General features: G+C 58.7%; 9 protein-coding genes. 7 read left to right on the plus strand and 2 right to left on the minus strand.

Translation table 11 applies throughout. The annotated features are described in order from the left end of the window. The first annotated feature begins 124 nt into the window (after window positions 1-124). The 6 genes from glgB to AFK66_RS00590 all read left to right on the plus strand — a co-directional run bounded on the left by glgB (window position 125) and on the right by AFK66_RS00590 (window position 10,108). Window positions 125-2,320, plus strand: a complete 2,196-nt coding sequence (gene glgB, locus AFK66_RS00565) for a 1,4-alpha-glucan branching enzyme (RefSeq protein ID WP_007778855.1) — start codon at window positions 125-127, stop codon at window positions 2,318-2,320. After that, a complete protein-coding gene (glgX, locus tag AFK66_RS00570) occupies window positions 2,307-4,289 on the plus strand; it encodes a glycogen debranching protein GlgX (protein ID WP_032983111.1) in 1,983 nt (660 codons plus the stop codon). The genes glgB and glgX overlap by 14 nt, the downstream gene beginning before the upstream one ends. Before the next feature lie 13 nt (window positions 4,290-4,302). Continuing rightward, the gene (gene glgC, locus AFK66_RS00575; protein WP_007778851.1) at window positions 4,303-5,586 is read left to right on the plus strand and encodes a glucose-1-phosphate adenylyltransferase; all 1,284 of its coding nucleotides are present in this window, start codon (window positions 4,303-4,305) and stop codon (window positions 5,584-5,586) included. Between the two features lie 98 nt (window positions 5,587-5,684). After that, window positions 5,685-7,118: a glycogen synthase GlgA gene (gene glgA, locus AFK66_RS00580; RefSeq protein ID WP_007778849.1), complete on the plus strand. Its 1,434-nt coding sequence runs from the start codon at window positions 5,685-5,687 to the stop codon at window positions 7,116-7,118. Between the two features lie 12 nt (window positions 7,119-7,130). Continuing rightward, the gene (gene glgP / locus AFK66_RS00585; RefSeq protein WP_007778846.1) at window positions 7,131-9,578 is read left to right on the plus strand and encodes a glycogen phosphorylase; all 2,448 of its coding nucleotides are present in this window, start codon (window positions 7,131-7,133) and stop codon (window positions 9,576-9,578) included. 68 nt (window positions 9,579-9,646) lie between these two features. After that, window positions 9,647-10,108, plus strand: a complete 462-nt coding sequence (locus AFK66_RS00590; protein WP_007778843.1) for a hypothetical protein — start codon at window positions 9,647-9,649, stop codon at window positions 10,106-10,108. On the opposite strand, the gene AFK66_RS00595 is transcribed toward AFK66_RS00590, so the two are convergent. Both AFK66_RS00595 and glpD read right to left on the minus strand, forming a co-directional pair. Next, a complete protein-coding gene (locus AFK66_RS00595; protein ID WP_007778841.1) occupies window positions 10,099-11,658 on the minus strand; it encodes a sensor domain-containing diguanylate cyclase in 1,560 nt (519 codons plus the stop codon). The two genes, AFK66_RS00590 and AFK66_RS00595, sit on opposite strands and share 10 nt — an antisense overlap. A gap of 146 nt (window positions 11,659-11,804) precedes the next feature. Further along, window positions 11,805-13,322 carry a glycerol-3-phosphate dehydrogenase gene (gene glpD, locus AFK66_RS00600; RefSeq protein ID WP_007778839.1) on the minus strand — a complete coding sequence of 506 codons (1,518 nt, stop codon included), beginning with the start codon at window positions 13,320-13,322 and terminating at the stop codon, window positions 11,805-11,807. Window positions 13,323-13,544: 222 nt separating this feature from the next. Between glpD and glpE the strand changes: the two genes are divergently transcribed. Then, entirely contained in the window at window positions 13,545-13,874 is a 330-nt protein-coding gene (gene glpE, locus AFK66_RS00605) for a thiosulfate sulfurtransferase GlpE (RefSeq protein WP_032968455.1), read from the plus strand. Window positions 13,875-13,934: the final 60 nt, after the last annotated feature.

The raw sequence follows: 13,934 nt of genomic DNA on the forward strand, positions 1-13,934 counted from the left end.
GGTGGAACGGCACAGCCGCAGGAATGCTTCAGGCTCTGCCCGTTCAGGTCATTAAGAGTGTCGCTACCGGACGCGAAGGCGTAAGGCTGGAATGGGGCGACACCAAATAAACAGGATGATAACCATGTCTGATCGTGTCTCAAGAGACGTGATTAATGCGCTGATTGCGGGCCATTTTTCGGATCCTTTCTCCGTTCTGGGCATGCACACCACCGACGCCGGGATCGAAGTCCGTGCGCTGCTTCCCGACGCCACTGAAGTCTGGGTCATCGAACCCAAGACCGGGCGTAAAGTGGGTAAGCTTGAGTGTCTGGATTCTCGCGGTTTTTTCAGCGGCGTGATGCCGCGTCGTAAAAATCCTTTTCGCTATCAACTGGCCGTGGTCTGGCACGGACAGCAAAATCTGATTGATGACCCTTATCGCTTCGGGCCGCTGCTTCAGGAGCTGGATGTCTGGCTGCTTTCCGAGGGCACCCACTTGCGGCCTTATGAAACGCTCGGCGCGCACCCGGATACGATGGACGGCGTCACCGGCACGCGCTTTTCCGTCTGGGCGCCGAACGCGCAGCGCGTCTCCGTGGTCGGGCAGTTCAACTACTGGGACGGCCGCCGCCACCCGATGCGTCTGCGTAAAGAGAGCGGCATCTGGGAACTCTTTATCCCCGGCGCGCACAACGGCCAGCTCTACAAATATGAAATGATCGACGCGAACGGCCACCTGCGCATGAAATCCGACCCGTACGCGTTCGAGGCGCAGATGCGCCCGGATACCGCGTCGCTTATCTGCGGGCTGCCGGAAAAAGTCGAGCCGAACACGGCGCGTCAGGACGCTAACCGTTTCGATGCGCCCATCTCGATTTACGAAGTGCATCTCGGTTCATGGCGTCGCCATACGGATAACAACTTCTGGCTGAGCTACCGCGAGCTGGCTGACCAGCTGATCCCGTATGTAAAGTGGATGGGTTTTACACATATCGAACTGCTGCCGGTTAAAGAACACCCGTTCGACGGCAGCTGGGGCTATCAGCCGACCGGGCTGTACGCGCCGACGCGTCGTTTCGGCACGCGCGAGGAGTTTCGCTATTTCATCAACGCCGCGCACGCCGCGGGCCTGAACGTTATTCTCGACTGGGTGCCAGGCCACTTCCCGTCCGATGATTTTGCGCTGGCGAATTTTGACGGCACGGCGCTCTATGAGCACAGCGACCCGCGCGAAGGCTATCACCAGGACTGGAACACGCTTATCTACAATTACGGCCGCCGCGAAGTGAGCAACTTCCTGGTGGGCAACGCGCTCTACTGGACGGAGCGTTTTGGCATCGACGCGCTGCGCGTGGACGCCGTCGCCTCAATGATTTACCGCGACTACAGCCGTAAAGAAGGCGAGTGGATCCCGAACCAGTACGGCGGGCGCGAAAATCTGGAGGCGATGGAGTTTCTGCGCAATACCAACCGTATTATCGGCGAGCAGGTCAACGGCGCGGTGACGATGGCGGAAGAGTCTACCGATTTCCCTGGCGTCTCACGGCCGCCGGAATCGGGCGGGCTTGGCTTCTGGTACAAGTGGAACCTGGGCTGGATGCACGACACGCTCGACTATATGAAGCTCGACCCGGTCTACCGCCAGTACCATCACCACAAAATGACCTTCGGGATGATTTACAACTACACCGAAAACTTCGTTCTGCCGCTGTCGCATGACGAAGTGGTGCATGGCAAAAAATCGATTCTCGACCGTATGCCTGGCGACGCCTGGCAGAAATTCGCCAACCTGCGCGCCTACTACGCGTGGATGTGGGGCTTCCCGGGTAAAAAACTGCTGTTCATGGGCAACGAGTTTGCACAGGGGCGCGAGTGGAACCACGACGCCAGCCTCGACTGGCATCTGCTGGAAGGCGACGACAACTGGCACCACGGCGTGCAAAGACTGGTGCGGGATCTCAATTTCACGTATCGCCACCATAAAGCGCTGCATGAACTTGATTTCGATCCTTATGGCTTCGAATGGTTAGTGGTAGAGGATAACCAGAACTCGGTATTTATCTTCGTGCGCCGCGATTCGCAGGGCAATGAAATCATCGTCGCCAGCAATTTCACGCCGGTGGTGCGCCATAACTACCGCTTTGGCATTAACCAGCCGGGCGAATGGCGCGAAATCCTGAATACGGATTCGCAGCACTATCATGGCAGCAACGCCGGGAACGGCGGCAAGGTGCGCAGCGAGGCGATTGCCAGCCACGGGCGCGACAACTCGCTCTCCCTGACGCTGCCGCCGCTTGCCACTATCTGGCTGGTCAGAGAGGCAGATGATGCAGCTTAACGCAGGCCATTCCGCTCCGCCTGGCGCCTGGTTTGACGGCGCGGGCGTGAATTTCACGCTGTTTTCCGCGCATGCGGAAAAGGTGGAGCTGTGCCTGTTTGATGAAAGCGGCAACGAAACGCGTTACGCGCTGCCCGCCCGTAGCGGCGACGTCTGGCACGGTTATCTGCCGGGCGCGCGGCCTGGCCTGCGCTATGGCTACCGCGTGCATGGCCCGTGGAACCCGGCGCAGGGTCACCGCTTTAACCCGGCGAAACTGCTGCTCGATCCATGCGCTCGCGGCGTGGAGGGCGATGTTATCGACGATCCGCGCCTGTACGGCGGCATCGACACGCCGGACCCGCGCGACAACCGCGACGCGATGCCGAAGTCAGTCGTGATGGACGACCGCTACGACTGGGAAGATGACGCGCCGCCTGGCACCGCCTGGGGCGAGACGGTGATTTACGAGGCGCACGTGCGCGGCTTAACGCGCCTGCATCCGGACATCCCGCCTGAACTGCGCGGCACCTACGCGGCGCTCGGCCACCCGGTAATGATCGCTTATTTTCAGCGGCTCGGCATTACGGCGCTGGAGTTACAACCTGTTGCGAAATTCTGTAGCGAGCCGCGTCTGCAACGTCTCGGCCTCGCTAACTACTGGGGCTACAACCCGCTGGCGCTATGGGCCGTCGAGACGCGTTACGCTTCGCAGTCCGCGCCGCAGGCGGCGCTCAATGAGTTTCGCGACGCCGTCAAAGCGCTGCATAAAGCGGGCATCGAGGTCATTCTCGATGTCGTGCTTAACCACAGCGCCGAACTGGATCTCGAAGGACCGACCTTCTCCCTGCGCGGAATTGATAACCGTAGCTATTATTGGTTACAGGACCACGGCGATTATCACAACTGGACCGGCTGCGGTAACACGCTGAACCTGAGCCATCCGGCGGTGGTGGATTATGCCCTTGGCTGCCTGAAGTTCTGGGTGGAACAGTGCCACGTTGACGGTTTCCGGTTCGATCTGGCGACAGTCATGGGCCGCACGCCGGAATTTCGCCAGGACGCGCCGCTTTTTGAGGCGATGCGCCGCGACCCAACGCTGTCCGCGGTGAAGCTTATCGTTGAGCCGTGGGATATCGGCCCCGGCGGCTATCAGGTGGGCAACTATCCGCCGCTGTTCGCCGAGTGGAACGACCGCTTTCGCGACGATATGCGCCGCTTCTGGCTGCGAAGCGAACTGGAAGTGGGCGAAGTTGCCACGCGCGTCGCCGCGTCTGCGGATGTTTACCGCAAAAATGACCGCGAACCCTGGGCGAGCGTCAATCTGGTGACGGCGCATGACGGTTTTACGCTGCGCGACTGCGTGTCGTTTAACGGCAAGCATAACGAAGCGAACGGCGAAGATAACCGCGACGGCGCGTGGGAAAACCACAGCAATAATCACGGTTATGAGGGCCTGGGCGGCGGGCAGAGCGTTCAGGACGCGCGGCGTGCGAGTACGCATGCGCTGCTGGCGTCGCTGCTGCTGTCGCAGGGCACGCCGATGTTGCTGGCGGGTGATGAACAGGGTCACAGCCAGCATGGCAATAACAACGCGTATTGCCAGGATAACGAACTGACCTGGTTTGACTGGTCGCAGGCGGACGAAGGGCTTATCGCGTATACCGCGGCGCTGATTCGCCTGCGCAGGCAGATCCCGGCGCTCACCGCTTCACGGTGGTGGGAAGAGAACGACGGCAACGTCCGCTGGCTGAACGCCGCAGGCGCGCCGATGCGACCCGAGGAGTGGCACAGCGGCGCACGCCAGCTGCAAATCCTCTTGTCCGATCGCTGGCTTGTTACCCTTAACGGCCGCGATGAAGTAAGCGAGATCGTATTACCTGAAGGGGAATGGCGCGCCGTTCCTCCATTTGCCGGAGAGGATAATCCGGTTGTCATGGCTGTATGGCATGGGCCTGCGCACGGTGTGTGCGTCTTCCGGAAGTCATAAACAGGAGTTCGTCATGGTCAGGCTTGAAAAGAAAGATCCGTTGATGCTGGCAAGGCAGTTGCCGTTGAAATCCGTGGCGCTGATTCTGGCTGGGGGCCGCGGCACGCGGTTGAAAGACTTGACCGCGACCCGCGCCAAGCCCGCCGTCCATTTCGGCGGCAAGTTCCGCATTATCGACTTCGCGCTGTCGAACTGCATTAACTCGGGCATTCGTCGCATCGGGGTTATCACGCAGTATCAGTCGCACACGCTGGTGCAGCACATCCAGCGCGGCTGGTCGTTCTTCAGCGAAGAGATGAATGAGTTTGTCGACCTTCTGCCCGCGCAACAGCGCGTACACGGCGAAACCTGGTATCGCGGCACCGCAGACGCCGTGACCCAGAACCTCGACATCATTCGTCGCTACAAAGCGGAGTATGTGGTCATCCTCGCGGGCGATCATATCTACAAGCAGGACTACTCGCGCATGCTTATCGACCATGTCGAAAAAGGCGCGCGCTGTACCGTGGCCTGCCTGCCGGTGCCGGTGGCTGAAGCTCGTGCATTTGGGGTAATGGCTGTGGATGAAAACAGCAAAGTCATCGACTTCGTGGAAAAACCGGCCAACCCGCCCTCAATGCCAGGCGATGAGACTAAAGCGCTCGCCAGCATGGGCATCTATATTTTTGATGCCGACTATCTTTATGAGTTGCTGGAAGAGGATGACAAAAACGAGTCCTCCAGCCACGACTTCGGGAAAGACATTATCCCGAAAGTAACGTACAGCGGCGAGGCGTACGCGCATCCGTTCCCGCTTTCATGCGTGCAGTCCGACCCGAACGCCGAGCCGTACTGGCGCGACGTGGGGACGCTTGAGGCGTACTGGAAGGCGAATCTCGATCTCGCCTCGGTGACGCCGGAGCTGGATATGTATGACCAGGACTGGCCGATTCGTACGCACATGGAGTCGTTGCCACCTGCCAAGTTCGTGCAGGACCGCTCCGGCAGTCATGGCATGACGCTGAACTCGCTGGTCTCCGGCGGCTGCATTATTTCCGGATCGGTGGTGGTGCAGTCGGTGCTGTTTCCGCGCGTGCGCGTGAACTCGTTTTGCAATATTGATTCTGCGGTGCTGCTGCCTGATGTCTGGGTTGGCCGCTCCTGCCGCCTGCGTCGCTGCATCATCGACCGGGCCTGTGTTATCCCTGAAGGAATGGTGATTGGCGAAAACGCCGAAGAGGATGCTCGCCGTTTCTACCGCTCCGAAGAGGGAATTGTTTTGGTGACCCGCGACATGCTGGCGCGTTTGTCAGCCTGAGTCGCACAAGGATTACGTGCGCACGGACGAGAATTTCCGCGCGCGATGGTTTCGCGTTCGGCGCGCCTGTTGCGCTGTGACTTTCAACGGGAGAGATAATGCAGGTCTTACATGTATGTTCTGAACTTTTTCCGCTACTGAAAACGGGTGGTCTGGCGGATGTCCTTGGCGCGTTGCCTGCTGCGCAGATTGCCGATGGGGTGGATACGCGCGTGCTACTGCCAGGCTTCCCCGATCTCCGTCGCGGAGTCGCGGATGCCAAAGTGATCACGCGCCGCGACACCTTCGCCGGGCGTATCTCTTTGTTATACGGACACTTCAACGGCGTTGGTATCTATCTTATCGACGCGCCGCATCTCTATGACCGTCCGGGCAGCCCTTATCACGACACTAACCTTTACGCCTACGCCGACAACGTTATCCGCTTCGCCCTGCTGGGCTGGGTAGGCAGCGAAATGGCGGCCGGGCTGGACCCGTTCTGGCGGCCTGACATTGTTCACGCGCATGACTGGCATGCGGGCCTGACGCCTGCGTATCTGGCGGCGCGCGGGCGTCCGGCGAAATCCGTGTTTACCGTGCATAACCTCGCTTACAAAGGCATGTTTTATGCGCATCACATGGATGAAATCGGATTGCCATGGTCGATGTTTAATATGAATGGGCTGGAGTTCAACGGCGAGATTTCGTTCCTCAAGGCGGGCCTCTACTATGCCGATCATATTACGGCGGTCAGCCCGACCTACGCGCGCGAAATCACCGAGCCGCAGTTTGCCTATGGTCTGGAAGGGCTGCTGAAACAGCGCCACAGCGAAGGGCGGCTGTCGGGGATTCTGAACGGCGTCGATGAGAACATCTGGAACCCGGCGCACGATCTGCTGCTGGCCTCGCGCTATACCCGCGATACGCTGGAAGAGAAAGCGGAGAACAAGCGGCAGTTGCAGATTGCGATGGGCCTGAAGGTGAATGACAAAGTGCCGCTGTTCGCGGTGGTCAGCCGCCTCACCAGCCAGAAAGGGCTGGATCTGGTGCTGGAGGCGCTGCCGGGCCTGCTGGAGCAGGGCGGTCAACTGGCGCTGCTGGGCGCAGGCGATCCGGTGCTTCAGGAAGGGTTCCTCGCCGCCGCGGCGGAACACCCAGGCCAGGTCGGCGTGCAGATTGGCTATCACGAGGCGTTCTCGCACCGCATTATGGGCGGCGCGGATGTGATTTTAGTGCCGAGCCGCTTTGAGCCGTGTGGGTTAACGCAGCTCTACGGGCTGAAATATGGCACGCTGCCGCTGGTGCGCCGCACCGGTGGGCTTGCGGATACCGTTTCCGACAGCTCGCTGGAGAACCTGGCGGACGGCATCGCCAGCGGTTTTGTCTTTGAAGACAGCAACGCCTGGTCGCTGCTGCGGGCTATCCGGCGCGCTTTCGTATTGTGGTCCCGTCCGTCCCTCTGGCGTTTTGTGCAGCGTCAGGCGATGGGGATGGACTTTAGCTGGCAGGTCGCGGCGAAATCCTACCGCGAACTCTATCAACGCTTGTTGTAAAGGAACACGTCGATGAATGAACCCCTTAGCTATGCGTCGCCAACCCTGAGCGTGGAGGCGTTAAAACACTCTATCGCTTACAAGCTGATGTTCACCATCGGTAAAGATCCGGCCATCGCTAACAAACATGAGTGGCTGAACGCCACGCTGTTTGCGGTGCGCGATCGCATGGTGGAGCGCTGGCTGCGCTCCACTCGCGCCCAACTCTCGCAAGAAGTGCGACAGGTGTATTACCTGTCGATGGAGTTTCTGATTGGCCGCACGCTCTCAAACGCTCTGTTGTCGCTTGGCATCTATGAAGATGTGCGGGACGCGCTGGAGGGGATGGGCCTGAGCCTGGAAGAACTCATCGACGAAGAAAACGACCCCGGTCTTGGCAACGGCGGCCTCGGGCGCCTTGCGGCCTGCTTCCTGGATTCGCTGGCGACGCTCGGCCTGCCGGGCCGCGGTTATGGCATTCGCTACGACTACGGCATGTTTAAGCAAAACATCGTTGACGGTCGCCAGAAAGAATCGCCGGATTACTGGCTGGAATATGGCAACCCGTGGGAGTTCCAGCGCCACAATACGCGTTATAAAGTGCGCTTCGGCGGCCGTATTCAGCAGGAAGGCAAAAAGACCCGCTGGGTGGAAACTGAAGAAATTATTGCGGTCGCCTCTGACCAGATCGTTCCCGGCTACGACACCGACGCCACCAACACGCTGCGGCTCTGGAGCGCGCAGGCCAGTAGCGCGATTAACCTCGGTAAGTTCAACCAGGGCGACTACTTTGCGGCGGTGGAAGATAAAAACCACTCCGAGAACGTGTCGCGCGTCCTTTACCCGGATGACTCCACCTATTCCGGGCGCGAGCTGCGTCTGCGGCAGGAGTATTTCCTGGTCTCGGCGACAGTGCAGGACATTTTAAACCGCCACTACATGCTGCATAAAACCTACGCCAACCTGGCGCAGAAAGTGGCGATTCACCTGAACGACACCCACCCGGTATTGTCGATTCCGGAGCTGATGCGCCTGCTTATCGACGAGCATAAGTTCAGCTGGGACGAGGCGTTTGAAGTGACCTGTCAGGTGTTCTCCTACACCAACCATACGCTGATGAGCGAGGCGCTGGAGACCTGGCCTGTGGATATGCTCGGCAAGATCCTGCCGCGCCATCTGCAAATCATTTTTGAAATTAATGATTACTTCCTGCGTACCATTCAGGAGCAATACCCGAACGATACCGGGCTCTTAAGCCGCGTGTCGATTATCGACGAGTCGGGCGGGCGTCGCGTGCGTATGGCCTGGCTTGCGGTCATTATCAGCCACAAAGTAAATGGCGTGTCTGAACTGCACTCGAACCTGATGGTGCAGTCACTGTTCGCTGATTTCGCGAAGATCTTCCCGATGCGCTTCCTGAACGTCACTAACGGCGTGACGCCGCGCCGCTGGCTGGCGCTGGCGAACCCGGCGCTCTCAGAGGTGCTGGATGAGAATATCGGACGCACCTGGCGTACCGATCTCAGCCAGCTTAGCGAGCTGGAGCAGCACATCGACTACCCGACGGTGAACCAGCAGGTGCGCGAAGCCAAGCTTGAGAATAAAAAGCGTCTGGCGATTTACATCGCGCAGCACCTCAACGTGGTGGTGAATCCGAAAGCGCTGTTTGACGTGCAGATCAAACGTATTCACGAGTACAAGCGCCAGCTGATGAACGTGTTGCACGTCATTACGCGCTATAACCGCATCAAAGCCGATCCGGATCTGGAGTGGGTGCCGCGCGTAAATATTTTCGCCGGTAAAGCCGCTTCGGCGTATTACATGGCGAAGCACATTATTCACCTGATCAACGATGTGGCGAAGGTTATCAACAACGATGCTGAAGTAAAGGATCGCCTGAAAGTGGTGTTTATCCCGAACTACAGCGTCAGCCTTGCGCAGCTCATCATTCCGGCAGCCGATCTTTCGGAGCAGATTTCTCTCGCGGGTACCGAGGCGTCCGGCACCAGTAATATGAAGTTTGCGCTCAACGGCGCGCTGACCATCGGCACGCTCGATGGCGCGAACGTTGAGATGCAGGAGCATGTCGGCGAAGAGAACATTTTCATCTTCGGCAACACGGCGGATGAAGTGGAAGCGCTGCGTCGCGCCGGCTATAACCCGCGCGATTACTACGAGAAGGACGACGAGCTGCGCCAGGTGCTGACCCAAATAGCGACCGGCGTGTTCAGCCCTGAAGAGCCGGGCCGCTATCGCGATCTGGTGGATTCGCTGATTAACTTTGGCGATCACTATCAGGTGCTGGCAGATTACCGCAGCTACGTGGATTGCCAGGAGAAGGTGGACGAGCTTTATCTGCAGCCGGAAGTGTGGACCACGCGCGCGATGCATAACATCGCGAACATGGGCTACTTCTCTTCTGACCGCACGATTCAGGAGTACGCGGAAAATATCTGGCATATCACGCCCGTACGCCTGTAAGATCGACGCGTTATCAACATAACCAGAGTGGCGACGCTCTGGTTTTTTTATGGGTGCGAAAGGCAAGGATGACGAAGAAAACAACATGGGTGGGGGCGCTGCTCGTCTCGCTGGCAGGCGCGCCATTACTGGCTCAGGTATACGGCACGGTGGCGGATTTCGCGCTTTCAGGCGTGATGCGCACATACGCCTCAGCGAACATCGGCATCGCCGTACTGCTGATGCTGCAAGGCGTGTCGCTGGCGCTGCTTGGCAAACACCAGGCCACGCGACGCCCTGACAGCGCGCGCGTGTTCTGGGCGGTGCTTGGCTGGTATCTGCTGTGCGCTGCCGTGTTCAGTACAAAGGCGGCGTTTTTGCCCGAGGCACCCTATGGCGCGCTATTCTTTGTCGGCTGGCTCCCAAGCGCGTACATCTGGCTGCTCGCGAAGGACGTTTTCTTTGTGTGGCCGCTGTGGCTGCCCGCCGCCGCACAGGCATCCTTACTTGCCGGATTTTATTACGGACGCCGCCGCGCCCGTCACGCGTGATAGGGGGCGTCCAGCCGCGTATGGCTCACGCCTGTGGCACCCACCACGCAGTTGCGACCGGCGCGTTTGGCCTGATAAAGCGCCTCGTCGGCCTGGTTTTTCAGCGTCTCGGCGTTGGCGTCGTCACCTGTCATCGTGGCGGTGCCCGCGCTTATCGTCAGTACTTTCTCCACCATCGGCGTCGCCGGATGCGCCAGCCGGGCATCATGAATGGCTCTGAGCGCGCGAATCGCCACCTGTTCAGCGGCATGTGCATTCGCGCCCGGAAGAATAATGGCAAACTCTTCGCCGCCGTAGCGCGCCACTCTGTCGGTATTGTGCAGCGGCAGATGACGCAGAATATCGCCCACCGCTTTCAGGCACTCATCGCCCGCCACGTGACCCAGCGTGTCGTTGTAGCTTTTAAAATAGTCGATATCGCACATCACCAGCGAGACCGGCACGCCTGTGGCATGGGCGCGCGTCATGCACTGTTCAAGATAGATATCGAACTGGCGACGATTAGGCAGCCCGGTTAAGCCATCCAGCAGCGCCAGATCCTGAAGAAGATGGTTAGAGCGCGTCAGATCGTCACGCAGCACAATAAGCTCGCGTTGATAACGCAGACTGGCGCGGATCTGGCGCAAGACCAGCACGCCGAATACCAACACCACACCAAGCAGCACGGTGTTAAGCGCCAGCGTCGGAATATTGTTACGCCACCAGGCGGCGCGAAGCTCGTCGACGTCATAACCGGCTGACACCACCAGCGGATAGCGCGTAAGCGTGGCATAACCGAAAATGCGCGGCACGCCGTCGATCGCCGATTTCCATGCGCCGCCGCCGGTCGGGGCGATTTTCAGCATTCGGGTAAACAGCGGGCTGGAGGAGAGGGTGCGGTTGATGTAGGAGTCTGGAAACGGGCGCACATACAGCACCGTGCTGTCCGTGAACGTGATCCCCAAAGTGTCGCTCGGCCCCATTTCATAATAGCCGTAAAACTGGCGGAAATAGTCCAGTTTCACCGTCGCCAGCAACACGCCGCGAAAGCGTCCTTCGCGATTATTCAGACGTACCGAAACCGGCACCACCAGCTCGCCCGTGGAGCGGCTGCGGATCACATGACCGATGTGTATACCGGTGTCGCTGTGCTGGCTGTGCCAGATGAAATAGTCGCGGTCGGCGTTGTTGGCCTGCACCGGAACCACGCTTGCAGAGGTGGCGAGCCAGTCGCCGCGGGTGTCGTAGACAAACAAGCCATGCAGTTGCGGCAACTGGCGCTGCTGCTGGGCGAGTAGCCCGCGCGGGCCATTCCATTCAGCGGGCTGCAAAAAAATATCATCGGAGCGGCGCACCAGCTCATCCAGCGTTAACTGCACCTGAATAAAGGTATCTTCCGCCTGTCGCGCCAGTGAGATCGACTGGTTACGCGCCTGACGCTCCGTCTCTTCGACGCTGTGCTGCCAGGATTGCCACAGCGAGCCGCCGCTGACCGCCATCACCAGCAGTGAAATCAGCAATAAAAAAGCCAGCATCACGGCATCCGGCGAACGGGATGTTGCCTTGCGCAAGCGGCGCTCTCCTGAGAGGGGGTTAATAACCCATAGTAATACGATCTTATTAAGTGTAGCGACAGAAATAGACGTTAATGCGGGGGTTCGGGAGATAAAAAGACGCGGCCGCGCAGGAGAAGACACGGCCGCGAAAGGGGAAGGGATTACGAGGCCAGCGACAGTTTCACATTGGCTTTTTTGCCGACATTTTCAGTGAGCCACTGTGCCACGCGCGACTGTTCTTCACCGTTGAGCCACATGCCGAGTTTGGTACGACGCCAGATGGCGTCATCCAGGCGGCGCACCCATTCATGCTCGACCAGATAGCGCAGTTCCGCTTCGTAGAACTCGTGGCCAAAGTGTTCGCCGAGCGCGTTGATATCTGCGGCATCGCCCAGAATCAGCTCGCTGTTGCTGCCGTAGGTACGCGCGTAGTGGCGCGCCAGCGTTTCGCTGATAAACGGATAGCGGCGGCGCAACTGCGCAGCGTAGTCGTCGCGCTCGCCCTGGAAAGCGCCACCCGGCAGCACGGCGTTACGGGTCCACGCTGGCCCGATATTGCTGTAATAAGACGACAGTTTTTCCATCGCGTGTTCGGCAAGCTTACGGTACGTCGTGAGTTTGCCGCCGAAGACCGACAGCAGCGGCGCTTTGCCGTTTTCATCGTGAATATCGAGCGTGTAATCACGGGTGATCGCCTGCGGCGAATCGGACTCGTCATCGCACAGCGGACGCACGCCGGAGTAAGTCCAGACGACATCGTCGCGGCCAAGCTGCTTTTTGAAGTGCGCGTTATAGACTTTCAGCAGATAGCTGATTTCGGATTCGTCGATAGCCACTTCTTTCGGATCGCCTTTATATTCGACGTCGGTCGTGCCGATTATCGAGAACTCATCCATCCACGGAATAACAAACACGATACGCTTATCTTCGTTTTGCAGGATGTAAGCCTGTTTCTGGTTATGCACGCGCGGCACGACGATATGGCTGCCTTTGATCAGGCGGATGCCGTAAGGCGATTTCAGTTTCAGACCGTCGTCGAAGAAGTTTTTCACCCACGGGCCGGTGGCGTTCACTAAGCCGCGCGCCTGCCAGGTGTAGGTTTCGCCGGTATCAATATCTTCCGCTTCCACAATCCACATGCCATTTTCGCGGCGCGCGGAGGTAGCACGGGTGCGGGTCAGCACTTCTCCGCCTTTTTTAACGACCATCTGGGCGTTGGCGAGCACCAGACGCGCGTCATCCACCCAGCAGTCGGAATATTCGAAACCGCGCACGATTTCCGGCTTCAGAACGGAATCCGAACCAAAACGCAAACCAGTAGAACCCGGCAGACTGGTGCGCTTGCCGAGGTGGTCGTACATAAACAGACCGGTGCGGATCATCCACGCCGGACGCAGATGCGGGCGGTGCGGCAGACGAAAGCGCATCGGGAAGGCGATATGTGGTGCCATTTTCAGCAGCACTTCACGCTCGGCCAGCGCTTCGCTGACCAGACGGAACTCGTAATGTTCCAGATAGCGCAGCCCGCCGTGGATCAATTTAGAGCTGGCGGAAGAAGTGGCGCACGCCAGATCCTGCGCTTCCAGCATCAGCACAGATAATCCACGCCCTGCGGCGTCTGCCGCGATACCGGCACCGTTGATGCCCCCACCTATCACAATCAGATCTTTGGTTTCCATGCTGCTGCCCTCACGCACTTTCGTTAAAGCTCATAAATGTTCGTTATCGCTCATAATAGCAAACAAACGCGCTTTTGATAACAACAAAAAAACATTTCCGTGTGATGTGAATAACATTATGGCGTTACAGACGGAGGAAGCCTTACACTTACGTTATTATCGCCATAACGCCTCGCGCGGTTGGCCAGCCTTACGCCCCCTTTAAAGATGAAAGAGAGCACCATGGATCAGTTTGAATGTATTAATGTCGAAGAAGCGCACCAGAAACTGCAGCAGGGGAGCGCCGTGCTGGTGGATATTCGCGATCCGCAAAGTTTTGCGATGGGCCACACGCCCGGCGCGTTTCATTTAACTAACGCCACGCTGCCCGCCTTTATGCAGCAGACCGATTTCGACGTGCCGGTGCTGGTGATGTGCTATCACGGCAACAGTAGCAAAGGTGCCGCGCAGTATCTGCTCCACCAGGGCTATGACCAGGTCTACAGCGTGGACGGCGGTTTCGACGCCTGGCATCGCCATTTCCCGGCGGAAGTGGCGCACGGCGAGAGTTAAGCATCCTCTGCGCGTCGTTCGCAGGTATACTGTTTTCCTCGTGTGGAGATACCTTTCTGA

The organism is Cronobacter malonaticus LMG 23826 (genome assembly GCF_001277215.2).
GTDB lineage: Bacteria > Pseudomonadota > Gammaproteobacteria > Enterobacterales > Enterobacteriaceae > Cronobacter > Cronobacter malonaticus.